Source organism: Kitasatospora sp. NPDC059648 (genome assembly GCF_042734825.1).
Lineage (GTDB): Bacteria > Actinomycetota > Actinomycetes > Streptomycetales > Streptomycetaceae > Kitasatospora.
In genome coordinates, this window is sequence record NZ_JBHWDU010000016.1 from 25,216 (window position 1) to 50,399 (window position 25,184).

General features: G+C 72.8%; 15 protein-coding genes and 1 other RNA gene. 13 read left to right on the forward strand and 3 right to left on the reverse strand.

The features are described 5' to 3' along the window. Positions 1-214 precede the first annotated feature (214 nt). A complete protein-coding gene (locus ACFV1W_RS12795) occupies positions 215-5,161 on the forward strand; it encodes an NAD-glutamate dehydrogenase (RefSeq protein WP_380415776.1) in 4,947 nt (1,648 codons plus the stop codon). A gap of 223 nt (positions 5,162-5,384) precedes the next feature. On the opposite strand, the gene ACFV1W_RS12800 is transcribed toward ACFV1W_RS12795, so the two are convergent. After that, positions 5,385-8,198, reverse strand: a complete 2,814-nt coding sequence (locus tag ACFV1W_RS12800; RefSeq protein ID WP_380415778.1) for an FtsK/SpoIIIE domain-containing protein — start codon at positions 8,196-8,198, stop codon at positions 5,385-5,387. 440 nt (positions 8,199-8,638) lie between these two features. Between ACFV1W_RS12800 and ACFV1W_RS12805 the strand changes: the two genes are divergently transcribed. The 3 genes from ACFV1W_RS12805 (at position 8,639) to prfB (ending at position 13,167) form a co-directional block, all read left to right on the forward strand. Next, complete coding sequence (locus ACFV1W_RS12805) at positions 8,639-10,486, forward strand: protein kinase (protein ID WP_380415780.1); 1,848 nt, start codon at positions 8,639-8,641, stop codon at positions 10,484-10,486. Positions 10,487-10,732: 246 nt separating this feature from the next. Then, positions 10,733-11,986: a serine/threonine-protein kinase gene (locus tag ACFV1W_RS12810; protein WP_380415782.1), complete on the forward strand. Its 1,254-nt coding sequence runs from the start codon at positions 10,733-10,735 to the stop codon at positions 11,984-11,986. Between the two features lie 68 nt (positions 11,987-12,054). Next, the gene (gene prfB, locus ACFV1W_RS12815) at positions 12,055-13,167 is read left to right on the forward strand and encodes a peptide chain release factor 2 (protein WP_380415783.1); all 1,113 of its coding nucleotides are present in this window, start codon (positions 12,055-12,057) and stop codon (positions 13,165-13,167) included. Between the two features lie 84 nt (positions 13,168-13,251). On the opposite strand, the gene ACFV1W_RS12820 is transcribed toward prfB, so the two are convergent. Further along, positions 13,252-13,446, reverse strand: a complete 195-nt coding sequence (locus ACFV1W_RS12820; protein WP_380415785.1) for a hypothetical protein — start codon at positions 13,444-13,446, stop codon at positions 13,252-13,254. Positions 13,447-13,812: 366 nt separating this feature from the next. Between ACFV1W_RS12820 and ftsE the strand changes: the two genes are divergently transcribed. From ftsE to ACFV1W_RS12860, 8 genes are all read left to right on the forward strand, one after another. Then, entirely contained in the window at positions 13,813-14,502 is a 690-nt protein-coding gene (gene ftsE, locus ACFV1W_RS12825) for a cell division ATP-binding protein FtsE (RefSeq protein WP_030059730.1), read from the forward strand. A gap of 77 nt (positions 14,503-14,579) precedes the next feature. Then, a complete protein-coding gene (gene ftsX, locus ACFV1W_RS12830; protein WP_380415786.1) occupies positions 14,580-15,491 on the forward strand; it encodes a permease-like cell division protein FtsX in 912 nt (303 codons plus the stop codon). Positions 15,492-15,604: 113 nt separating this feature from the next. Continuing rightward, the gene (locus ACFV1W_RS12835) at positions 15,605-16,741 is read left to right on the forward strand and encodes a S41 family peptidase (RefSeq protein ID WP_380415788.1); all 1,137 of its coding nucleotides are present in this window, start codon (positions 15,605-15,607) and stop codon (positions 16,739-16,741) included. Positions 16,742-16,804: 63 nt separating this feature from the next. Next, the gene (gene smpB, locus ACFV1W_RS12840; RefSeq protein WP_350741094.1) at positions 16,805-17,281 is read left to right on the forward strand and encodes an SsrA-binding protein SmpB; all 477 of its coding nucleotides are present in this window, start codon (positions 16,805-16,807) and stop codon (positions 17,279-17,281) included. Positions 17,282-17,367: 86 nt separating this feature from the next. Then, positions 17,368-17,749, forward strand: a transfer-messenger RNA (tmRNA) gene (gene ssrA, locus ACFV1W_RS12845). Between the two features lie 151 nt (positions 17,750-17,900). After that, positions 17,901-20,204 (forward strand): HelD family protein, encoded by a 2,304-nt coding sequence (locus ACFV1W_RS12850; protein ID WP_380415789.1) that lies wholly within the window; start codon positions 17,901-17,903, stop codon positions 20,202-20,204. A gap of 347 nt (positions 20,205-20,551) precedes the next feature. Next, the gene (locus ACFV1W_RS12855; protein WP_380415790.1) at positions 20,552-22,021 is read left to right on the forward strand and encodes an NAD-dependent malic enzyme; all 1,470 of its coding nucleotides are present in this window, start codon (positions 20,552-20,554) and stop codon (positions 22,019-22,021) included. A gap of 509 nt (positions 22,022-22,530) precedes the next feature. Next, on the forward strand, positions 22,531-22,812 hold the full coding sequence (locus ACFV1W_RS12860) for an HU family DNA-binding protein (RefSeq protein WP_030059737.1): 282 nt from the start codon (positions 22,531-22,533) through the stop codon (positions 22,810-22,812). A gap of 69 nt (positions 22,813-22,881) precedes the next feature. Here the strand turns inward: ACFV1W_RS12860 and murA are convergent, their stop codons facing one another. Continuing rightward, the gene (gene murA / locus ACFV1W_RS12865; RefSeq protein ID WP_030283988.1) at positions 22,882-24,222 is read right to left on the reverse strand and encodes a UDP-N-acetylglucosamine 1-carboxyvinyltransferase; all 1,341 of its coding nucleotides are present in this window, start codon (positions 24,220-24,222) and stop codon (positions 22,882-22,884) included. A gap of 299 nt (positions 24,223-24,521) precedes the next feature. Between murA and ACFV1W_RS12870 the strand changes: the two genes are divergently transcribed. Beyond that, positions 24,522-25,115 carry a YqgE/AlgH family protein gene (locus ACFV1W_RS12870; RefSeq protein ID WP_380415792.1) on the forward strand — a complete coding sequence of 198 codons (594 nt, stop codon included), beginning with the start codon at positions 24,522-24,524 and terminating at the stop codon, positions 25,113-25,115. The last annotated feature ends 69 nt before the right edge of the window (positions 25,116-25,184 follow it).

Genomic DNA, 25,184 nt, shown 5'->3' on the forward strand with positions numbered 1-25,184 from the left:
TGTCCCTGTGCACCTTCGATTGATCCGGTTAGGCTGGCTGGCGTCGTCGGGTGGCTTGCAGGACGAACGAGTCGTCCTACCCGCTGGGAGGGCGTTTCATGCGTGCCATGAGCCCCTTTCAGTCGGACGGTGCGGCAGGATTGCGAGCGACCCGTCGGTGTACACCCACACACCACCGAGTCACGCAACGGCGCGCGACAGGAGCCAAGAAGTCATGCAGACCAAGCTGGACGCAGCCAAGGCCGAACTGCTCAAGAAGGCAGCCACAGCCGCTGAGAACAGCCAGGTGGGGGGAGCGGCGCCGGGGGAGGGTCTGAGCAACGGCGCTCTGACCGCGTACCTGCACCACTACTACCTCCACACCGCGCCCGAGGACCTGGTCGACCTCGACCCGGTCGACGTGTACGGCGCGGCCGCGTCCCACTACCGCCTGGGCCTCAAGCGCCCCCAGGGTACGGCCGAGGTGCGGGTCCACACCCCCTCGGTCGAGGAGAACGGCTGGTCCTGCGGCCACACCGTGGTCGAGGTCGTCACCGACGACATGCCCTTCCTGGTCGACTCCGTCACCAACGAGCTGTCCCGCCAGGACCGCGCGATCCACCTCGTCGTCCACCCCCAGCTGGTCGTCCGCCGTGACATCACCGGCAAGCTGCTGGAGATCCTGGACGTCGACGCCTGCTCCCGCAGCCAGGCCGCCGGCGCCGAGTGGCCCGCCGACGCGAGCGTCGAGTCGTGGATGCACATCGAGATCGACCGCGAGACCGACCGCGACGACCTGCGCGCCATCGAGACCAACCTGCGCCGCGTGCTCGGCGACGTCCGCGAGGTCGTCGAGGACTGGACGAAGATGCGCGACAGCGCGCTGCGCCTGGCCGACGAGCTGGCCGAGGAGCCCCCGGCCGGCCTGCCCGAGCAGGAGGTCGGCGAGGCCTGGGAGCTGATGCGCTGGCTCGCCGACGACCACTTCACCTTCCTCGGCTACCGCGAGTACGACCTGGTCGAGCACGAGGGCGAGGAGGTCCTCAAGGCCGTCGCCGGGACCGGCCTCGGCATCCTGCGCTCCGACCCGCACAGCCACGACGACCGCCACCACGCGGTCTCCGAGGCCTTCGGCCGCCTCTCCGCGCCGGTCCGCGCCAAGGCCCACGAGAAGAAGCTGCTCGTCCTGACCAAGGCCAACAGCCGCGCCACCGTGCACCGCCCGGCCTACCTGGACTACGTCGGCGTGAAGAAGTTCAACGCCGCCGGCGAGCCGGTCGGCGAGCGCCGCTTCCTCGGCCTGTTCTCCTCCGCCGCCTACACCGAGTCGGTCACCCGCATCCCGGTCGTGCGCCGCAAGGTCCAGGCGGTGCTGGAGGAGTCCGGCTTCTCCAGCGAGAGCCACGACGGCCGCGACCTGCTGCAGATCATGGAGACCTTCCCCCGGGACGAGATCTTCCAGACCCCGGCCGCCGAGCTGCTCTCCATCGCCACCAGCGTGCTCTACCTGCAGGAGCGCCGTAAGCTGCGCCTCTTCCTGCGCCAGGACGAGTACGGGCGCTACTTCTCCGCCTTCATCTACCTGCCGCGCGACCGCTACACCACGCGCATCCGGCTGCTGCTCACCGACATCCTCAAGGAGGAGCTGAACGGCGCCACCATCGACTACACGGTGTACGCCACCGAGTCGGTGCTGACCCGCCTGCACTTCGTGGTCCGGGTCGCCCCGGGCACCGAGCTGCCCCGGCTCACCGACTCCGACATCGAGCGGATCGAGAACCGCCTGGCCGAGGCCGCCCGGTTCTGGATGGACGGCTTCCACGACCAGCTGCACATCGAGCTGGGCGAGGAGAAGGCCGCCGAGCTCGGCCACAAGTACGCCAACGCCTTCCCCGACGGCTACCGCGCCGACTTCCCGCCGCGCACCGCCGTCGCCGACATCAAGCAGATCGAGTCGCTGCACGGCGACGGCGACTTCCGCCTGAACCTGTACCAGCCGGTCGGCGCGGGTGACGACGAACGCCGCTTCAAGATCTACCGGGTCGGCGGCCCGATCTCGCTCAGCGAGGTCCTGCCGGTGCTGCAGCGCCTGGGCGTCGAGGTGCTGGACGAGCACCCGTACGCGCTGCGCCGCTCCGACGGCAGCACCGCGTGGGTGTACGACTTCGGCCTGAGGCTGCGCGAGGCCACCGAGCTCACCGACGAGGCCCGCGAGCGCTTCCAGGACACCTTCGCCGCGACCTGGACCGGCAAGGCCGAGAACGACGGCTTCAACGAGCTGGTCCTCACCGCCGGGCTGAACTGGCGCCAGGCGATGGTGCTCCGCGCGTACGCCAAGTACCTGCGCCAGGCGGGCTCCACGTTCTCCCAGGACTACATGGAGGACGCGCTCCGCAACAACACCCACACCACCCGCCTGCTGGTCAACCTCTTCGAGGCCCGGCTGAGCCCGAGCCACCAGCTGGGCGCCGCCGAGCTGACCGAGGGCATCCTGGAGGAGCTGGCCGGCGCGCTCGACGAGGTCGTCTCGCTGGACGAGGACCGCATCCTGCGCTCCTTCCTGAACCTCATCAAGGCCACCCTGCGGACCAACTTCTTCCAGCACGACGGCTCCGGCGAGTGGCACTCCTACGTGTCGATGAAGTTCGACCCGAAGGCCATCCCGGACCTGCCGGCCCCGCGCCCGGCGTTCGAGATCTGGGTCTACTCGCCGCAGGTCGAGGGCGTGCACCTGCGCTTCGGCAAGGTCGCCCGCGGCGGTCTGCGCTGGTCCGACCGGCGCGAGGACTTCCGCACCGAGATCCTCGGCCTGGTCAAGGCCCAGATGGTGAAGAACACCGTCATCGTCCCGGTCGGCGCCAAGGGCGGCTTCGTCGCCAAGCAGCTGCCGGACCCGTCGGTGGACCGCGACGCCTGGCTGGCCGAGGGCATCTCCTCGTACAAGACCTTCATCTCGGCGCTGCTCGACATCACCGACAACCTGGTGGCCGGCGAGGTCGTCCACCCGGCCGACGTGGTCCGCCACGACGAGGACGACACCTACCTGGTCGTCGCCGCCGACAAGGGCACCGCGACCTTCTCCGACATCGCCAACGGCGTCGCGGAGTCGTACGGCTTCTGGCTCGGCGACGCGTTCGCCTCCGGCGGCTCGGCCGGCTACGACCACAAGGGCATGGGCATCACCGCCCGCGGCGCCTGGGAGTCGGTCAAGCGCAACTTCCGCGAGCTCGGCGTCGACACCCAGTCCGAGGACTTCACCGTCATCGGCATCGGCGACATGTCCGGTGACGTCTTCGGCAACGGCATGCTGCTCAGCGAGCACATCCGCCTGGTCGCCGCCTTCGACCACCGCCACATCTTCCTCGACCCGAACCCGGACGCGGCCGTCTCGTACGCCGAGCGCCGCCGCCTGTTCGAGTTGCCCCGCAGCTCCTGGGACGACTACGACAAGTCGCTGATCTCGGCCGGCGGCGGGGTCTTCCCTCGCAGCGCCAAGTCGATCCAGGTCAGCGCGCAGGTCCGGGCCGTCCTGGGCGTCCAGGAGTCCCGCCTGACCCCGGCCGAGCTGATGAAGGCGATCCTCCAGGCGCCGGTCGACCTGTTCTGGAACGGCGGCATCGGCACCTACGTCAAGGCCTCCGGCGAGACCAACGCCGAGGTCGGCGACAAGGCCAACGACGCCATCCGGGTCAACGGCGAACAGGTCCGGGCCCGGGTCATCGGCGAGGGCGGCAACCTCGGCTGCACCCAGCTCGGCCGCATCGAGTACGCGGCCAACGGAGGCCCCGAGGGCACCGGTGGCTGGATCAACACCGACGCCATCGACAACTCGGCCGGTGTGGACACCTCGGACCACGAGGTCAACATCAAGATCCTGCTCAACCAGGTCGTCGCCGAGGGCGACATGACGGTCAAGCAGCGCAACGCCCTGCTCGCCGAGATGACCGACGAGGTCGGCCGCCTGGTGCTGCGCAACAACTACGCGCAGAACGTGGTGCTGGCCAACGCCGTCGCCCAGGCGCACAGCATGGTCAACGTCCACGCCCGGATGATCAACCGCTTCGAGGCGGCCGGCCAGCTCGACCGCGGGCTGGAGTTCCTGCCCACCGAGCGCCAGATCCGTGAGCGCCAGCAGAACGGCCGCGGGCTCTCCCAGCCCGAGATGTCCGTCCTGCTCGCCTACACCAAGATCATCCTGGCCGAGGAACTGCTGGCCACCGACCTGCCGGACGACCCGTACTTCCGCACCGCGCTGCACGAGTACTTCCCGAGCGCGCTGCGGGCCAAGTTCGCCGACGCGATCGACAACCACGCGCTGCGCCGCGAGATCATCACCACGTTGATCGTCAACGACACGATCAACCGCGGTGGCTGCACCTTCGCCTTCCGCCTGAAGGAGGAGACCGGCGCGACCTACGAGGAGATCGCCCGGACCCACACCGCCGCGCGGGCCGTCTTCGGCCTGGAGGAGATCTGGGGCCGGATCGAGGGCCTGGACAACCAGGTCCCCGCCCGGACCCAGACCAAGATGCGGCTGCACTCGCGGCGCCTGGTCGAGCGCGCCACCCGGTGGATGCTCAACAACCGCCGCCAGCCGCTCGACATCGCCGGCACCATCGAGTTCTTCCACGACCGGGTCAACCAGGTCTGGGGCTCGCTGCCCAAGCCGCTGCGCGGCGAGGACCTGGCCTGGTTCGAGTCGATCCAGGGCGAGCTCGCCGCGGCCGGCGTGCCGGACGAGCTGGCCACCCGGATCGCCGGCCTGTCCTCGGTCTTCCCGACCCTGGACATCAGCGAGGTCGCGGACCGCGCCGGCAAGGACGTCGCCGACGTCGCCGAGCTGTACTACGACCTGGGCGACCGCCTGCAGATCTCGCACCTGCTCGACCGCATCATCGACCTGCCCCGCACCGACCGCTGGTCGTCGATGGCCCGGGCCGCGATCCGCGAGGACCTCTTCGCGGCGCACGCGGCGCTGACCGCCGACATCCTGGCCTGCGGCCCCGAGGGCGCCACCCCCGAGGAGCGCTACAACGCCTGGGCGGACCTCAACTCCACCCTGCTGAACCGCGCCAAGGCCACCCTCGACGACATAAGGGGTTCGGACAACTTCGAGCTGTCCAGCCTCTCGGTCGCTTGGGGGTTAATCCCCACCCGGGGCCGCCCCGTTAGTAGGGGCTGACGCCCTCCTTCCCGCGGGGGGCCGGCGTCGGGGACGGACGCGGGCCCCTCGCGCGTTCGGCGAGCCGACCGCGAACGAGCTGATCCCCCGTCAGGCCGCTGCCGCAGCTCTCGCCGAGGCGCTCGCCTCCGTTCGCGGAAACGGCGTCGGCCGAGCAGTTCCGGCGGCCCGGCCGGACGTCGGCCGGGCCGCCGTCGCTCTGCGGGCCCTGGGAGGGGGCGGGTCAGCGGGAGGCGGCGCGTTGGAGGGCGCTGGCGAGCAGGGCCAGGTCGGTGGGGCCGTTGCCGAGTTCGCGGACCGGGCGGCGGGCGGGTGGCGCGCCGAGCTGGAGGGGGTCTATCGCGACCACGGTGGGGCGCAGGGTGGCGGTGCGGGGGATGCGGCCGCTGATCCGGGCGGTCTGGAAGGCGGTGACGCCGCCGTCCGGGCGGCGCAGGTAGCCGCGGCCGGGGGTGTCCTCGGGGAGGGCCGCGGCGTCGCCGAGGTGGATCAGCAGGTCGGAGTCGGCCGGGTCCTCGGTGCGCAGCGCGATCCGCAGCAGGGCCGCCTCGTCCACCTCGGTGCCGGCGCTCTCCTCCGGGCGGCCGGTGGCGACCGCGAGGTGGACGCCGAGCGGGCCGCCGCGGCGGGCGACGGCGGCGAGCGCGCGGGCCAGCGGGCGGCCGGCCGGGGAGGTGGGGGAGAGCAGGGCTTCGTAGTCGTCGACGACGACGACCAGCCGGGCCGGGACGGGCCCGGAGGGGGTGGCGGTCGGCCGGGGGCCGTCACCGCTGCGCGGCGGGATGATCCGGGGCACCGCGGTGGAGGCGGCGCCGACGGTGGCGGGCACGGGGACGGAGCCCGCCCCCTGGTCGTCCAGGCTGTGCCCGTCCAGGATGCGGGTGGCGTGCCAGGAGGCGAAGTCCAGGCCGTCGAACAGCCGCTCCCGCAGGGTGAGTTCGTCCTCCAGCGCCTCGGCGGCGAGGAGCGCGGCGCGCGGGTCGGCGGCGGCGTTGACCCGGCCGGTGACGTGCGGCAGCTCGGAGCAGCCGGACAGTCCGTCCTCGGTGGCCCGGCCCTCGACGATGGTGACGGCGAGGCGCTCGGGCCGCTCGGAGACGGCGAGCGAGGCGACCAGGGTGCGCAGCAGTTCGGTCTTGCCGGAGCCGCGGGCGCCGCCGATCAGCAGGTGCGGGCCGCCCGGGTCGGGGGAGGGCAGGGCGAGTTCGGGGTCGGCCAGGTCGAGGGTGCACAGCTCGTCCCGGGTGGTGCCGAGCAGCGCGGTCGCGGCGCCGATGCCGCCGGCGTGGGCGGTCCAGCGGGCGGACAGCTTGGCCGGGGTGACGGTGTCGAGCTGGAGCAGGTCGAGCAGCCGCAGCGCGTCGGGCAGCGGGCCGCGGGAGGCCGGGACGGCTTCGCGCAGCGGGGCGAGGACGCGGGCCAGCCGTTCGGCCCACGCGTCGGAGACGGCGTCCAGCGAGATCTCGTGCAGGGCCTCCCGGCCGCGGGCGACCGGGCGGTCCAGCGAGAGCTGGGTGCCGACCTCGCCGGTGATCAGGGCGGTGGCGCCGAGGCCGCGGGGGAGCAGCTCGGGCTGTTCGGCGAGGCAGATCGGGAAGATGCCGACGGCCGGCCCCTGGCGCAGCAGCAGGTCGAGCGCCTGTCGGGCGGCCTCGCCGGTCGGACGGCCGTCGACCACGACCACGGTGGCGGGGTGTCCGCCGAGGCCGGTCGGGCCGCTGAGCCGGGCGGTGAGCTCGGTCAGTCGGGCGGTGGCCTGGTCGTCGTCGAGGCCGACCAGCAGCCGGCAGTCCTGGCCGTCGGTGGGGCGCAGGTGGGGCAGCCACAGCGCCCAGGCCCAGGTGTCGACGCGTTCCTCGGGGCTGCGGGCCGGGTCGGCGTCGACCACGACCAGGCTCAGCCCGGTCGGCGGGTGGAGCGCGGCGAGCTGGGCGACGACGGCACGGGTGAGGGCGTCGAGGCGCTCGCGCGGGCCGCTGAGGCCGAGGCTGCCGGCGGTCTGCAGGTCCAGGGTGACCGGGACGGCGGGCAGCATGGTGCCGGGCGTGGTGCCGGCGCCGCCGGGGCGGTCGGCGGTGCCCAGCCGCAGGGTGAGGGCGTCGGGGTGGCCGGGGCCGCGCTCCCAGAGCCGGGGGCCGGGGCCGACGGCGTTGAGCAGCACGGTGGCGAGGTCGGGCCAGCGGTCGCGCTGGGCGGCGGCCTGGCGCAGCCGGACGGCGGTGTGGTGGCGTTCGGCGCTCTCCTGGCCGGGTGGTTCGGCGGCGCGGCCGGGCAGCAGGGAGAACAGGCCGCGGCCGCGGCCCGGGGCGGGCTCGGGGGCGGCGGGGGGTTCGATCACGGGGGCCGAGGTCCGCACCGGGCCGGGCGCGGCGAGCTGGAGGTGGCCGTTGCCGTCGGGCAGGGCGGCCCGGACGGAGGCGGGCTCGGCCGGTTCGACGACCTGCAGGGTGGACTCGCCGATCCGCAGCAGGGCGCCGTTCTCCAGTGGGACGGCGGCCTCGGCCGGCAGGGGCGGGACGATCCGGCCGTCCAGGCTGGTGCCGTTGGTGGAGCCGAGGTCGCGGACGGCGATCCGGCCGTCCTCGCCGAGGTGGAGGGCGAGGTGCAGCCGGGAGACGTCCGGGTCGTCGAGCGGGACGTCGGCCTCGCCCGAGCGGCCGATCCGGATCTCCCGGCCGTGCAGCCGGTGGACGCCGCCGGCGTCCGGGCCGCCGACCACCCGCAGTTCGGCGGCGGCGGGGGTGTCGTCGGGGTCGTCGGCGGTCGGATCGGGCTCGTTGAGGCTGAGGACGGCGCCGTCGAGCAGCGGGGGATGGCCGAGCAGGGTGTGCTCGTCCACCCGCTTCGCCCCGGCGTACAGGTGCACGTGGGTGGCGGCCCGCGGTCCGCGCACGCCGACGGCACCGGCGAGCGCGCCCGCGATGGCGCCGAGCGCGGTGCCCACGGGCGCGGTGACCAGCACGTCCACGTAGGGGATGGCGGAGCCGGCGGCGGTCGGGCCGCTGCGCGGTCGGAGGACGGTCAGCCGGATCTGCATCTCGCCCGCGGGTCCCTTCTGCTGGTGTGATGCCTGGTACCGCTGCCCGGTGCCGTCACGACGCGCCGGGCGGTCGCGGCGACCCATTGGGCCACACGAGTGGCGAGTGTCCATCCTGCCATCCGGCGTGGACAGTCCGCGCACCGTACCGGATTTGACGATCTTGCGATCATCGTCATGGTGGAGGCGACGGAGAGTCAGGTCAACCGCCGCCCCGGCGGCCCCGCCCCGTACCCCGGCGACCGCCTCGGGCCCGGCACCCGCGCCGCGTCCGGGCGGCCCCCTAGGGGATGTCCCCCAACCCTGCTCGGACGGCCCGCCGGTCACCTCTGAAACCCGTACGGACACCGTTAGAGTGGCCGCAGACACGGGCCCGGCAGGCTCACCGCACACCGGCGGCAGAGCGCCCCGCGCGGGCGGCACGGCGAGGAGTGCGACAGGTGCGGCCAGTCGGCAGCAAGTATCTGCTTGAGGAGACCCTGGGGCGGGGTGCCACCGGGACCGTCTGGCGCGGTCTGGTGCGCCAGGACGTCCAGGTGCCGGGCAGCGAGCCCGGGCAGCAGGTGGCGATCAAGGTGCTGCGCGAGGAGCTGGCGGCCGACCCGGACGTCGTGATGCGCTTCCTGCGCGAGCGCTCGCTGCTGCTGCGGCTGAGCCACCCGAACATCGTCCGGGTCCGCGACCTGGTCGTCGAGGGCGAGCTGCTGGCCCTGGTGATGGACCTGGTGGAGGGCCCCGACCTGGCCCGCTACCTGCGCGCCAACGGCCCGTTCAGCCCGATCGCGGGCGCCCTGCTGATGGCCCAGGTCGCGGACGCGCTGGCGGCCAGCCACGCGGACGGGATCGTCCACCGCGACCTCAAGCCGGCCAACGTGCTGCTCGCCTCCACCGTGGTGCAGGGCGCCGAGCGGATGCACCCGATGCTGACCGACTTCGGCATCGCCCGACTGGCCGACTCCCCGGGCGTCACCCGCACCCACGAGTTCGTCGGCACCCCGGCGTACGTCGCGCCCGAGTCCGCCGAGGGCCGCCCGCAGACCTCCGCGGTGGACGTCTACGGCGCCGGGATCATGCTGTACGAGCTGGTCACCGGCCGGCAGCCGTTCCAGGGCGACAGCGCCCTGGCCGTCCTCCAGGCCCACCTGGCGCAGGAACCCCAGCGGCCCAGCACCATGCCCGAGCCGCTGTGGACGGTGATCGAGCGCTGCCTGCGCAAGGACCCGGCGCAGCGGCCGAGCGCCACCACGCTGGCCCGCGCGCTGCGGGTGGTCGCGGCCGGGGTCGGGGTGCACGCCTCCCCGGCGGCGGTGGACGAGGCGCTGGCGGTCGGCGCCCTGCTGCTGCCGGACCCGCAGCCGACCGCCGTGCCCGGCACCGTACCGGTCGTCCCCGGTGGACCGGCCGGGGCGGAGGACCGCACCCAGGTGCTGCCCCCGGCCCCGGGCGGCCCGCAGTACGACCCGGCCGCGGCGACCCGGGTGATGGGCACCCAGCCGCCGCCCGCGCCGCCGTACGGCACCCAGGACCGCACCCAGGTGATGCCGCCCACCGCCGTGCCGCCTCCCCCGCCCGCCGGTCCGCCCGCGCCGCCCCAGGAGGAGGCGCCGCACCCGTGGCAGACCCAGCTGCGGGCGGCGCGCGACCGCAACCAGCAGACCCAGGTCGGCTACTTCGGCCCGGAGGACTTCGGGGAGCCGCAGGTCGCCCCGCCGCCCTACCAGGCCGGCCAGGGCGCTCCGGGCCGGCAGCAGCCGCCGGCCGGCTACCGCCCGGACCCGCGCCGCCAGGACCCGCCGCCCGGATACGCCCAGCGCCCGCCGGTCGCCCCGCCGCCCTACCAGGCCGGCCAGGGCAACCAGGGCGGTCACGGCCCGCAGGGCGACCAGGGCGGCCGTCCCCAGCCCCGGGGCGGCTACCGGCAGGCCCCGCCCGGGTACGGCCGGCCGCAGGGCGGCTACCCGCCGGCCCCGACCGGCGCGGCGCCGCGCCGGGCCGAGCCGCCCGCGCCGCAGTACCGGGAGCCCCGGCCGCCCCGGGAGGAGCCGCGCGAGCCGTCCCGCCGGGAGAGCGCCCCGCCGCGCGAGCGCCGTCCGCGCAGCCGCAACCGGATGTACGTCCCGGGGCTGGGCTGCCTCAAGGGCTGCCTGATGGTGCTGCTGGTGCTGGCCGTCGCCGCGATCGCGCTGTGGAACTTCACGCCGCTGCCGCACTACTGGGACAACGTCGTGGGCTGGTTCGACACCGCGCGGGACTGGGTGACCAGCGTGTTCGGCAGTTCCGGCAAGTAGCGCGGGGCAGGGCGGCGGGGTCGCGCCGCCCCGTCGCGGGCTGCTGACCGGGGGTCCGCACCCGTTCCGGGAGCCAGGATTGACGCTTTGTCGACAATTCGCGAGATTTCTCGGCCCCGAGTCCCGCTCCACGGCCCCCAGGCGCCCCGCGCAGGGGGTCCGGGCGCGTAGGTTGGTCGCTGTTGTCCCGCCCCACCGAGCGCGCCCGGACCCCCGGAGCGCTCCCGCGCCGTCCACGGAGCAGCATTGGCACGCAAGATCGGCAGCCGGTACACCGTCCACCAGGTCATCGGCCGGGGTTCGGCCGGGACGGTCTGGCTCGGTGAGGGACCCGACGGCCCGGTGGCGGTCAAGCTGCTGCGCGAGGACCTCGCCGCCGACCAGGTGCTGGTCGGCCGCTTCGTCCAGGAGCGCACGGCGCTGACCAGCCTCGACCACCCCCGGGTGGTCGGCGTGCGCGACATGGTCGTGGACGGCAGCGACCTCGCCCTGGTGATGGAACTGGTCCAGGGCACCGACCTGCGCTCCCGGCTGGAGCGGGACGGCGCCCTCCCGCCGCAGGTCGCCGCCTCGGTCATCGCCGACGTCGCCGACGGCCTCGCGGCCGCGCACGCGGCCGGGATCGTCCACCGCGACGTCAAGCCGGAGAACGTCCTGCTCGACCTCGCCGCCGCCCCCGGCCCCGGCGGCGCCCCGCGCGCCAAGCTCACCGACTTCGGCGTGGCCCGCCTGGTCGACGCCCCGCGCCGCACCCGGGCCACCCGGATCATCGGCACCCCCGACTACCTGGCCCCCGAGATCATCGAGGGCCTGGAGCCGCGGGCCGCCGTCGACATCTACGCCCTCGCCACCGTGCTGTACGAGCTGCTGGCCGGCTTCACCCCCTTCGGCGGCGGCCACACCGGCGCGGTGCTGCGCCGGCACGTCACCGAGCAGGTGCCGCCGATCCCCGGCCTGCCGGACGGGCTGTGGCGGATCATCTCCGAGTGCCTGGCCAAGGCCCCCGCCTCCCGGCTGCGCGCCGCCGAGCTGGCCGCCCGGCTGCGCGAGCAGCTGCCCTCGCTGGCCGGACTGCCGGTACTGGCCGTGCCCTCCCAGGGCCGCGCTCCGGCCGAGGAGCAGCTGACCCCCGGCGAGGCCGTCTACGCCGAGGTCGACGCCGGCCCGGGCGTCCACAAGCGCCGCCGCGGCCCGGCCGTCCCGCTGGTCCCGGGCGCCGCCCCGGACTCCACCCGGGACACCCACACCAGCCTGCGCCGCCCCTCGGCCGAGGAGCTGGCCGCGTACGCCGCCGAGTCCCGCGCCCAGCGCACCGCCCCGGGCCACCGCCGGGACCGGGCGGCCCTGCTGCGCCGCCGCCGGATGCTGGCCGTGCTGCTGGCCACCCTGCTGCTGCTGGCGGGCGCCGCCGCGGCCTGGACGGCCTTCGCCGCCACCGGGCCGGGCGCCGGCCACCCGGCCCGGCCGACCGTGCACGGCACCGCGCCGCGGGCCCCGTAGCCCCCTCCGGAGCCCTCCCGCAGCGGGGGTGTCGTCATGACCACCCCCGGAACCATTACGCTGGGGGCGTGGCAGCCGTCGATCCTTCCGAAGAGCTCAAGAACCTCGATACGACCATGGGGTCGATCGAGGCCGTCCTCGACCTGGACAAGATCCGGGCCGACATCGCGGTCCTGGAGGAGGAGGCAGCCGCCCCCACCCTGTGGGACGACGTCGCGAACGCGCAGAAGGTGACCAGCCGGCTCTCCTTCCTCCAGGGCGAACTGCGCCGCGTCGAGGGCCTGCGCGGCCGCATCGACGACCTGGGCGTGCTGTTCGAGCTCGCCGAGGCCGAGGACGACGCGGACACCCGCGCCGAGGCCGAGGCCGAGCTGGTCTCGCTGCAGAAGGCCGTCGAGGAGCTGGAGGTCCGCACCCTCCTCTCCGGCGAGTACGACGCCCGCGAGGCGCTGATCAACATCCGTGCCGAGGCCGGTGGCGTGGACGCCGCCGACTTCGCCGAGCAGCTGATGCGCATGTACCTGCGCTGGGCCGAGCGGCACGGGTACCCCACGGAGGTGTACGACACCTCGTACGCCGAAGAGGCCGGCATCAAGTCCGCGACCTTCACCGTGAAGGCCCCGTACGCCTACGGCACCCTCTCGGTCGAGCAGGGCACCCACCGGCTGGTCCGGATCTCGCCGTTCGACAACCAGGGCCGCCGGCAGACCTCCTTCGCGGGCGTCGAGGTGCTCCCGGTCGTCGAGCAGTCCGACCACGTCGACATCGACGAGGGCGACCTGCGGGTGGACGTCTACCGCGCCTCCGGCCCCGGCGGCCAGGGCGTCAACACCACCGACTCGGCGGTGCGCATCACGCACCTCCCGACCGGCATCGTGGTGTCCTGCCAGAACGAGCGCTCGCAGATCCAGAACAAGGCGTCCGCGATGAACGTCCTCCAGGCCAAGCTGCTCGAACGGCGCCGCCAGGAGGAGAAGGCCGCGATGGACGCGCTGAAGGACAGCGGCAGCTCCTGGGGCAACCAGATGCGCTCCTACGTCCTGCACCCGTACCAGATGGTCAAGGACGTCCGCACCGCGTACGAGGCCGGCAACCCGCAGGCCGTCCTGGACGGCGACATCGACGGCTTCATCGAGGCCGGCATCCGCTGGCGCAAGCAGCGCGAGACCAGCGCCGAGTAAGCACCCGGACACACCCGGGCCCGGACACACAAGCAGAAGGCCCCCGACCACGACGGTCGGGGGCCTTCCGCGTGGTCAGGGGCCTCAGGCCAGCGCCTGCCGCGCGATCAGCGCCACCGCGAGCAGACCGGCCAGCAGGGCCAGCAGCATCGCGGGGGAAAGCGCGGCGAACGGCCCCTGCTGCCCCTGCAGCCGGGCCCGGTTGGCGCGGCACACCGGGCAACGCCCGTCGCTGACGCGGCCGTTGCAGTTGGCGCACACCAGATGGTCGCACGTCATGCGATCTCCTCCTCGCTGCTACAGCCAACGCACCGGACGGGGCTTTGGTTCCCTCTTCTTACCTGTACGGGGAGTCTGCCCTGTACGGGGGAGCGGCCGGACACGGTCGCCACCTCCACTCTGCCAGGTTCTGGCGCTTCCGGCTCCCGGGCTGTGAGATGGCTCGCAGTTATCGGGGCACAGCCGGACATTCTCCCCCAGATTCCGAGCTCCCTCCCGGCGGTCCCTGCGGGCCGGCCGCCGGTTCGCGTATGGTCCCAGACCGGGAGCGGCCCTCCGCGCTCCCATCGCCCGCCGCCGGACCGGGCCTCCGGGGCGGACCGACCGAGGACTGGCGCCGCCTAGGATGGCCTCCGTGATGCAGCCGTGATCAGATTCGACAACGTCTCCAAGACCTATCCCAAGCAGAACCGTCCCGCCCTGGACAACGTCTCGCTGGAGATCGAGAAGGGTGAGTTCGTCTTCCTGGTCGGCTCGTCCGGCTCGGGGAAGTCCACCTTCCTGCGCCTGTGCCTGCGCGAGGAGCGCCCCTCCACGGGCGCCGTGCACGTGCTGGGCAAGGACCTGGGCAAGCTGTCCAACTGGAAGGTGCCGCACATGCGCCGCCAGCTGGGCACCGTCTTCCAGGACTTCCGCCTGCTGCCCAACAAGACGGTCGCGCAGAACGTCGCCTTCGCGCTGGAGGTGATCGGCAAGCCCAAGAGCGCCATCAACAAGGTGGTGCCCGAGGTGCTGGAGCTGGTCGGCCTCGGCGGCAAGGAGGACCGCATGCCGGGCGAGCTGTCCGGTGGTGAGCAGCAGCGCGTGGCGATCGCCCGGGCGTTCGTGAACCGCCCGATGCTGCTGATCGCGGACGAGCCCACGGGCAACCTCGACCCGCAGAACTCGGTCGGCATCATGAAGCTGCTCGACCGGATCAACCGCACCGGCACCACGGTGCTGATGGCCACCCACGACCAGGCCATCGTCGACCAGATGCGCAAGCGGGTCATCGAACTCGACAAGGGGCTGCTCGTCCGCGACCAGGCCCGCGGCGTCTACGGCTACCAGCACTGATCCACCAGCGCTGACCCCGTGGGGCCGCCGGCCCGACCGCCAGACCGCGCAGTACCGACCCTGGAGTTGTTTCCCGCATGCGTGCCCAGTTCGTCCTGTCGGAGATCGGTGTGGGTCTCCGACGCAACCTGACCATGACCATCGCGGTCGTGGTCAGCGTCGCGCTCTCCCTCGCCCTCGCCGGTTCCTCGCTCCTGGTCCGCGACCAGGTGAACTCCATGAAGGGGTACTGGTACGACAAGGTCGAGGTGAGCATCTACTTCTGCACCAAGGCGGACGCCCGCAACTCGCCGCAGTGCGACAAGGGCGCGGCCACCGACCAGCAGGTCCAGGACATCAAGGACCAGCTGGACAAGATGACTTCGGTGGTCCAGTCGTCCACCTACGAGAGCTCCGCCGAGGCGTACAAGCACTGGAAGGAGATGAACCCGGACAACCCGCTCATCTCCGTCCTGGGCCCGGACGCCATGCCGCAGTCCTGGCGGGTGAAGCTCAACGACCCGACCAAGTACGACGTCATCCAGAGCGCCTTCGCGGGCAAGCCCGGCGTCAAGTCGGTCGAGGACCAGCGGAAGATCCTGGAGAACCTGTTCGGCCTGCTCAACGGCCTGCAGACGGCGGCGTTCGTGATCATGGTGCTGATGCTCTTCGTCGCGTTGCTGCTGATCGTCAACACCGTCCGGGTGTCGGCGTACAGCAGGCGGCGCGAGACCGGCATCATGCGCCTGGTCGGTGCCTCGAACTTCTACGTCCAGATGCCGTTCATCGCCGAGGCGGCGTTCTCCGCGCTGCTCGGTGCGGCGCTCGCCTCCGGGCTGCTGATCGGCGGGCACTTCTTCGTCCAGAACTGGCTGGCCGACCGGGTGCAGTTCATCCACTTCATCGGCCTCGGCTCGGTGCTGGCGGTGATCCCGCTGCTGGTCGTGGTCGGTATGGGCATGGCGGGGATCGCGGCGTTCTTCACCCTGCGCAAGTACCTCAAGGTCTGACCCGCGCCGGTTCCTCCGGCCCCGTACGGCACTGCGCCGTACGGGGCCGTCGCCGTTCCGCTACCGCTCGTTCCGGCCCGCCGCGCGCGGCGCGGTGTCTACACTCCGGTGCCATGCTGCAAACTCCGCGCAGGGCGCGTCAGGTGGCCGCCCTCAGCCTGGTGTTCGGCGCCGTGCTGCTGGCCGGCGCCGCCACCGGCGCCTGGGGCGACCCGGGCGATCCGCCGGGCCGCGCCTCCGCCGACCACGCCCCGGCCGCCGCCGGGCTCCCGGCGGACCCGTCCGGCAGGGCGCTGTCGGAGCAGCAGGCCGAGCACCTGCTCGCGGCCGGCGGCGACCGCTGGGGCGCGTACTACACCGCGCAGGAGTACGCGGAGTTCAGCCAGGGCCTGGACGGCCGCTACCCCGGCGTCGGCCTGTCGGTCGGCCGCGGCGAGGACGGCGTCACCGAGGTCTCCCAGGTCGTCCCGGCCGGACCGGCTGCCCGGGCCGGGATCGCCCCCGGCGACCGGCTGCTGCGGATCGGCCCGGACCAGGCCGACCGGCTGCCGGTCACCGAGGTGGTCGCCCGGCTGCGCGGGCAGGGCGACGAGCGCCGGGCCGGCTCCGAGGTCACCCTGGCCGTGCGGCGCGGCGACGGCGAGGTGCGCGAACTGCGGCTGGAGCGGGTGCTGCTGGACAGCCGGCAGGTCACCGCGGAGCACCTGGACCACGGCGTGCTGCGGATCACCGTCCGGGCCTTCACCAGCGGCGTGGCCGACCAGGTGCGCGCCGCGCTGCGCGCCCCGCACACCGGGGCGGTGCTCGATCTGCGCGGCAACTCCGGCGGGTTGGTGGACGAGGCGGTCGGCACCGCCGGGAGCTTCCTGGACGGCGGACCGGTCGGCTCGTACCAGGAGCGCGGCGGAACGCGGGAGTTGGCCGCCCCGCCCGGCGGCGACGCGCGCACCCCGCTGGTGGTGCTGGTGGACGGCGGCACGATGAGCGCCGCCGAACTGCTCGCCGGCGCCCTGCAGGACCGCAGCCGCGCCGTGGTGGTGGGTTCGCGGACCTTCGGCAAGGGCACCGTCCAGCAGCCCAGCCGGCTCGCCGACGGCGCCGTGCTGGAGATGACCGTCGGCCGCTACCACACCCCGGCCGGGCGCTCCCTGGACGGCACCGGCCTGGCTCCGGACGTCCCGGCCACCGCGGGCGAGGACGCCGACGCGCTGGCCCTGCGCGTCCTCGCCGGACTCGGGACCCGGTCCTGACCGGCCGGACGGCCCCTAAAGCAGCTGCCCGATCCGGCCGCGGAGTGCGAGAATGACCGGGCTATGGCAAAGGAAACCGGACAGAAGCTGATCGCGCAGAACAAGAAGGCGCGACACGAGTACACGATCCTCGACACCTACGAGTGCGGCCTCGTCCTCACCGGCACCGAGGTCAAGTCGCTGCGGGAGGGACGGGCCAACCTGGTCGACGGCTACGCCTACATCCAGAACCACGAGGCGTGGATCGACAACGTCTTCATCCCCGAGTACACCCAGGGGACGTGGACCAACCACGCGGCCCGGCGCAAGCGCAAGCTGCTGCTGCACAAGCTGGAGATCCGCAAGATCGAGACCAAGGTCCGCGACGCGGGCCACACGCTGGTCCCGCTGTCGCTGTACTTCAAGGACGGCCGGGTCAAGCTGGAACTCGCGCTCGCGGTCGGCAAGAAGCTGTACGACAAGCGCCAGACGCTCCGCGAGAAGCAGGACACCCGCGAGGCGGCCCGCGCGGTGGCGGCGGCCCGGCGGCGCCAGCGTTAATCCGCTGGACCCTCGCCCGTCGCCTCGCGTACTATGGCGCAAGCAACACGGACGGTCACCGTCCGAGCTGTTTCTCAAAAAAACATGGGGATGATCGGTTTCGACAGGGGATGTTGAAACAGGGGAAGCGAGCCGAGGAACGCGGCAATGATCTCGTTAACCACGTGTCGCAAAAAAATAATCGCCAACTCTAAGCGCGATTCCCAGCAGTTCGCTCTCGCTGCCTAATAAGCACCGATAGCGCTTGGGTGTCAGACCGGGGAGTTCCCGACCCGGACCCTGGCATAATCTAGGGAACTCAACCGTCCGCCCGGGCTGCGGGGGCGGATGGGAAATCAAACAGCAGCTGGGCCTGTTGGCGGCTTGTCCGCGTGACCGCCAGGGCCGAGAAAAGCACAGCGGACTGCGCTCGGAGAAGCCCTGAATTAACTCCACTGGACCCGGGTTCGATTCCCGGCATCTCCACCACCCCATGTTCACACCGAAGGCCGTCCACCGCTCACGCGGAGGGCGGCCTTCGAATTTTTACCGTCCCGGTGCGGCGCGTCCGCCCGCCCGGGCGTAGGATCATCCGTCCGCTCGTTTTCCGGAGCCGGATTCCGCCGCAACCCCCGAGGCCATGCAGAGCAACACGGACACCACCCCCACCGCCGATCACGAGACCGTCCGCGAGCGCGAGATCGCCGGTGAACAGCAGCACCTCGACACCGTCTACCACCGGCTGGAGGAGAAGCTCGCCGAGGCCGAGTACATCCTGGAGGACGCCGCCAAGCGGGTCCACGTCGGCACCCCCGGCGCCCTCGCCGAGCGCGACGCCCAGGTCTACCGGGCCGGCGCCCACCTCCAGCGCCTCAACAACGAGTTCGAGGACTTCCTCTTCGGCCGGATCGACCTCCAGCAGGCGGACGCCCCGGAGGAGCACGGCATCCCGTCCGACACCCCGCTGGACCCGGCCGACCCGGCCGTCGCCGAGACGCTCCACATCGGCCGCCTGGGCGTGCTGGACGCCGAGTACGGCCCGCTGGTGATCGACTGGCGGGCGCCCGCCGCCGCGCCGTTCTACCGGGCCACCCCCGTCGAGCCGGGCCGGGTCATCCGCCGCCGGGTGATCCGTTCCAAGGGCCGCAAGGTGATCGGCGTCGAGGACGACCTGCTGCGCCCCGACCTCACCCCGACCCTGGACGGCGAGGAGCTGGCCGTGGTCGGCGACGGCGCGCTGATGGCCTCGCTGGGCCGCGCCCGCAGCCACTCGATGCGCGACATCGTCTCGTCGATCCAGAAGGAGCAGGACGAGGTGATCCGCGCCGCCGCGGCCGGCGCCACGCTCGTCACCGGCGGCCCCGGCACCGGCAAGACCGCCGTCGCCCTGCACCGCGCCGCGTACCTGCTCTACCAGGACCGCCGCCGCTACGCCGGGGGCATCCTGGTGGTCTCGCCGACCCCGCTGCTGGTCTCCTACACCGAGGGCGTGCTGCCCTCGCTCGGCGAGGAGGGCCAGGTCGCCATCCGCGCCGTCGGCTCGCTGGTGGACGGCATCGAGGCGGGCACCTACGACACCCCGGAGGCGGCCCGGGTCAAGGGCTCGGCCCGGATGGTGCAGCTGCTGCGCCGGGCCGCCCGGGCGGCGCTGGAGCTGGGCGCCCCGCAGGAGCTCAAGGTGGTCGCCCGCGGCGAGGTGCTGAAGCTGGACGCGGGCCGGCTGAGGGCCGTGCGCGGCAACGTGGTGGGCTCAGGGGGGACCCCGCTGAACCTGCTGCGCCCGCGCGCCCGCCGGCTGCTGCTGGACGCCCTGTGGCAGGAGGCCACCCGGCACCTGCCCAAGCCCACCGACCACTACGCCCGGGAGCAGCGCCAGGAGGAGAAGGAGTCCTTCGACGACTACGTCTCGGACGAGCCGGCCTTCCTGGCCTTCCTGGACGCCTGGTGGCCGGCCCTGAGCCCGCGCCGGGTCCTCGGCACGCTCAAGCAGACCCGGCACACCAACCGGATCGCCCGCCGCGCCGTCACCCCGGACGAGGCGAAGCTGCTGGCCGCCTCCTGGCGCCACCTGTCGCCGGAGGGCGAGGGCGCGCTGTCGGCGCACGACGTCGCGCTGGTGGACGAGCTGCAGGTGCTGCTCGGCGAGCCGGCCCGTCCGAAGGTCCGCGAGGTGGACGCGGTGGACCTGCTGAGCGGCCTGGAGGAGGTCACCACCTTCGCCGACCGCAGCTCCCGCCAGCGCGACCGCCGGCCGGTGGAGCGCAAGGAGTACGCCCACGTCATCGTGGACGAGGCCCAGGACCTCACCCCGATGCAGTGGCGGATGATCGGCCGCCGGTCCCGGATGGCCACCTGGACCATCGTCGGCGACCCGGCGCAGTCCTCCTGGCCGTTCCCGCAGGAGGCCCAGGCGGCGATGGACGAGGTGCTGGCCGGCAAGCCGCGCCGCCGCTTCACGCTGACCGTCAACTACCGCAACCCGGCCGAGATCGCCGAGGTGGCGGCCAAGGTGCTGGCGCTGGCCGCGCCGGGCACGCCCTCGCCGAGCGCGGTGCGCCACGTCGGCGTGGAGCCGCGCTTCGCGGCCGTCACCGACCCCGCGCCGGAGGCCTTCGGCAAGGCCGCCAGGGCCGAGCTGGAGCACCTGCTGGGCGAGGTGGACGGCACGGTGGCGATCGTGGTGCCGATGGACCGCCGGGCCGAGGCCGCGGGCTGGGCCGAGGGCCTGGGCGAGCGCGTGGTGGCGCTGGGCAGCCTGGAGGCCAAGGGCCTGGAGTACGACGCGACGGTGGTCGCCGACCCGACCGGCATCGCCGGCGAGTCGGAGGCCGGCCTGCGGGTGCTGTACGTGGCGCTGACCCGGGCGACCCAGCGGCTGACCGTGCTGTCCGGCCCGGACGACCTGCCGGACGCGGCCGGCGTGCCCGCGCTGCTGCACGGCTGACCCGCCCATGACGAAGGCCCCTCACCGGTGGTGAGGGGCCTTCAGACGTTTAGAACACCGACCCGCCATGCTCGCCTCGCGGCAAGTGGTCCCTCTAAGGGACGAAGGTTGGGCCCGGGGGCTTGGATCGAGCCGGTGCCTGTCCAATGTAACGCATCGGCCCGCAGAGGCAAGGAGTGGAGGGCGGAAGACCGCGGGAGGCCGGGCCCGGTTGTCGGATCCGCACACTCAATGAACGTTATTTCTGGCAATCCCTTGGAAGGTGCGACGATCGAGGTCTAGCATGCGCAGGCGATGCCTTCAACAAAATGTTGAGCCTGCGGGACAGACGGAAGAAGGAAGCGTCGATGGCGACGGTGCCCAGTGTCTCCAACTCGATCACGGTGCGACTGGAGGTCCCGGCCCGCGGCAACGCGGTCAGTGCGATCACCACGGCCGTGGAGTCCTCCGGCGGATCGGTGACCGGTCTCGACGTCACCGCTTCCGGTCTGGAGGCGCTGCGGATCGACGTGACCGTGGCGGCCTCCTCCGTGGCCCACGGCGAGGAGATCGTCGAGAAGCTGCGGGCGATCGACGGCGTGTCGATCGGCAAGGTCTCGGACCGCACCTTCCTGATGCACCTCGGCGGCAAGATCGAGATGTCCTCGAAGCTGCCGATCCGCAACCGTGACGACCTCAGCATGATCTACACCCCGGGTGTCGCCCGGGTCTGCATGGCGATCGCCGAGAACCCCGAGGACGCCCGCCGCCTGACCATCAAGCGCAACAGCGTCGCGGTGGTCACCGACGGCTCGGCGGTGCTGGGCCTGGGCAACATCGGCCCGGCGGCCGCGCTGCCCGTCATGGAGGGCAAGGCGGCCCTGTTCAAGCGCTTCGCCGGGATCGACGCCTGGCCGATCTGCCTGGACACCCAGGACACCGACGAGATCGTCGCCATCGTCAAGGCGATCGCCCCGGGCTTCGCCGGCATCAACCTGGAGGACATCTCCGCGCCGCGCTGCTTCGAGATCGAGGCCCGGCTGCGCGAGGCCCTGGACATCCCGGTCTTCCACGACGACCAGCACGGCACCGCGATCGTGGTGCTGGCCGCCCTCACCAACGCGCTGAAGGTGGTCGGCAAGGAGATCGGCGACATCCGCGTGGTGATGTCGGGCGCCGGCGCCGCCGGCACCGCGATCCTCAAGCTGCTGATGGCCGCCGGTGTCGAGCACGCCACCGTCGCGGACGTCCGCGGCGTGGTCCACCTGGGCCGTGACGACCTCAACGAGAGCCTGCGCTGGATCGCCGAGCACACCAACCGCTCGGGCCGCACCGGCACCCTCAAGGAGGCCGTGGCGGGCGCCGACGTCTTCATCGGCGTGTCGGCCCCGAACGTCCTGGACGGCGACGACCTGGCCACCATGGCCGAGCAGGCCATCGTCTTCGCGCTGGCCAACCCGGACCCGGAGGTCGACCCGGCCGTCGCCCGGCAGACCGCCGCCGTGGTCGCCACCGGCCGCAGCGACTTCCCGAACCAGATCAACAACGTGCTGGTGTTCCCGGGCGTCTTCCGCGGCCTGCTGGACGCCCAGAGCCGCACGGTCAACACCGAGATGATGATCGCCGCCGCGCGGGCGCTGGCCACCACCGTCGGCGACGACGAGCTGAACGCCAACTACATCATCCCGAGCGTCTTCCACAAGGACGTCGCCAAGACCGTCGCCGCCGCGGTGCGCGACGCCGCCCTGGCCGACGCCCAGGCGCCCGCCCCGGCCCGTCCGACCCCCGGCATCGTCGGCACCCTCGACACCTCCGCCTTCCCCGTCGTCAAGCTCTGAGCACGGCACCCGACGACGTGTCGTCGATCGGTCAAATGTCCGATTAGCGGCCATACTCGCCCAAGCCCGCCCCGAACCCTTGCGACACAAGGGCGAGGGGCGTGTTTGGGCTTGTCGTGCCTAGGGCGTACGGTAGCCCTGCACGGGGCAGGCGTGTCCGACAAGTACGGAACGTCCCCCTGGTCTTCCGGCGTGTCGTCCCGACCGCCGCCCGCGCCCGGTCCGCCGGAGCCGACGGAGCGTCACACCTCCAACGGGCGGGCATTGTTCGGGTGGCTCGGCCGGGGCCCGATTGGCTTTCTCGGGGCCGGTCGGGGCAGGATTCGTTCCCAGGCGGGCGGGCGGGCCTTCGACGGCTCCGGCGCGCGGCATCGGGTACGGACCCGGCCTGCGACCACGCATTGCCTGCATGAGCACAGTGTGCGGACCTGCGGCCCATCCGGGTGCCCCCCGGTGGGAGCACCGATGGGCCCCCGCACACCGCAAGCGAACAGACCACAGGAGTACACATGAACCGCAGTGAGCTGGTGGCCGCGCTGTCCGAGCGCGCCGAGGTGACCCGCAAGGACGCCGACGCCGTTCTGGCCGCCTTCGCCGAGATCGTCGGCGAGGTCGTCGCCAAGGGCGACGAGAAGGTCACCATCCCCGGTTTCCTGACCTTCGAGCGCACCCACCGCGCTGCCCGCACCGCCCGCAACCCGCAGACCGGTGAGCCGATCCAGATCGCGGCCGGCTACAGCGCCAAGGTCAGCGCCGGCTCCAAGCTGAAGGAAGCCGCCAAGGGCGCCTGAGTCACCCCTTGAACGCCCGAGAGGCCGGGCTCCCCGCGGGGAGCCCGGCCTCTCGCCGTGTGCCGGCCGCTACGCGTCGACCAACTGCTCGCTGGGCAGCTCGACGTGGGCGCCGAGGTCCCGCAGCTTCTCCATGAAGTTCTCGTAGCCGCGGTTGATCAGGTCGATGCCGTGCACGGTCGAGGTGCCCTCGGCCGCCAGCGCCGCGATCAGGTACGAGAAGCCGCCGCGCAGGTCCGGGATGACCAGCTCGGCGCCGATCAGCTTGGACGGGCCGGAGACGACCGCGGAGTGCAGGAAGTTGCGAGCGCCGAAGCGGCACGGGGTGCCGCCCAGGCACTCGCGGTAGAGCTGGATGTGCGCGCCCATCTGGTTCAGCGCGCCGGTGAAGCCCAGCCGGGACTCGTACACCGTCTCGTGCACGATGGACAGCCCGGTGGCCTGGGTCAGCGCGACCACCAGCGGCTGCTGCCAGTCGGTCTGGAAGCCCGGGTGCACGTCGGTCTCCAGGGCGATCGCCTTGAGCTCGCCGCCCGGGTGCCAGAAGCGGATGCCCTCGTCGTCCACCTCGAAGGCGCCACCGACCTTCCGGAAGGTGTTGAGGAAGGTCATCATCTCCAGCTGGCGGGCGCCGCGGACGTAGATGTCGCCCTTGGTGGCGAGCGCCGCGCAGGCCCAGGAGGCGGCCTCCAGGCGGTCCGGCAGGGCGCGGTGGGTGTAGCCGCCCAGCTCGTCCACACCGGTGATCAGGATGGTGCGGTCCGTGCCCAGGGTGATGATCGCGCCCATCTTCTGCAGCACGCAGATCAGGTCGACGATCTCCGGCTCGATGGCCGCGTTGCGCAGCTCGGTGACGCCCTCGGCGAGGACGGCCGTGAGCAGCACCTGCTCGGTCGCGCCGACCGAGGGGTAGGGCAGCTCGATCTTGGTGCCGCGCAGCCGCTGCGGGGCGACCAGGTAGGTGCCCTGCGGGTGCTTCTCGATGGTGGCGCCGAACTGACGCAGCACCTCGAAGTGGAAGTCGACGGGCCGGCCGCCGATGTCGCAGCCGCCCAGGCCCGGGATGAAGGCGTGGCCGAGGCGGTGCAGCAGCGGGCCGCAGAACAGGATCGGGATCCGGGAGGAACCCGCGTGGGCGTCGATGTCGGCCACGTTGGCGCTCTCGACGTGCGAGGGGTCGAGGATCAGCTCGCCGTCCTCGTCGCCGGTGCGCACGGTCACGCCGTGCAGCTGCAGCAGGCCGCGGACCACCTTGACGTCGCGGATGTCCGGGACGTTGCGCAGTCTGCTGGGGCCCTGGCCGAGGAGGGCGGCGACCATGGCCTTGGGGACCAGGTTCTTCGCACCGCGGACGCGGATCTCGCCTTCGAGCGGGTTTCCGCCGTGGACCAGCAGGACGTCGTCGGTCATCGTTCTCGCAATCCGGGGTGCCAGAGGAGTGGGAACGGCTCCGGTGCGGAACCGTTGGTGGACCGGTGGTACGGGCGTACGGGCGCGTTCGGGCCCCCGGAGAATCCGAGTCGGCACCGTAGAGGGGCGTCCACCATCCGTAGATGGTAGTAGGCGTCCCGGTGGTTCCCGTGAGCCTCTCCCGTGATGGTGCTCTCTCCGGCCCCGCTCCCGCCCGCCGGTTCGGCCGTACGGGTGTTCGTCCGGCGTGGCGGGGTTTCGAGTGTTGCGGTGTCCGACCGGGGCCGTTCTGCGGGATCATGTGTGGCATGACGGCGGCCCATTCGCACGGAGGCCGGTCGCACACCGGCCGTCTGCTCGTCGCGACGCCCGTGCTCACCGACCCCAACTTCGCCCGGGCGGTGGTACTGCTCCTCGACCACGACGCCGAGGGGGCGCTCGGCGTGGTGCTCAACCGGCCGACGCCGGTCGAGGTGGGCAGTGTCCTGGACGGCTGGGGCAGACTCGTCGGCCAGCCGGCGGTGGTCTTCCAGGGCGGGCCGGTGGCGCTGGACTCGGCGCTCGGCCTGGCGGTCGCCCCGGGGGAGCCCAGCTCCGGCGAGCCGCTCGGCTGGCGGCGGGTGCACGGCGCGATCGGCCTGGTGGACCTGGAGGCGCCACCCGAGGTGCTGGCCGGGGAGCTGGGGAGCCTGCGGATCTTCGCCGGGTACGCCGGCTGGTCGCCGGGCCAGCTGGAGGCGGAGCTGGAGAGCGGCGCCTGGTACCTGGTGGACTGCGAGCCGGGGGACGTCTCCAGCCCCGAGCCGGAGCGGCTGTGGCGCGCGGTGCTGCGCCGCCAGCGCGGCCCGCTGGCCCTTCTGGCGACCTATCCGGACGACCCGACGATGAACTGAGCGGCCGCCCCCGGGGCCGGGCCCGCGGTGCGACACTGGCCCGGTTTCCGGGGGCGCCCATAGACTTGG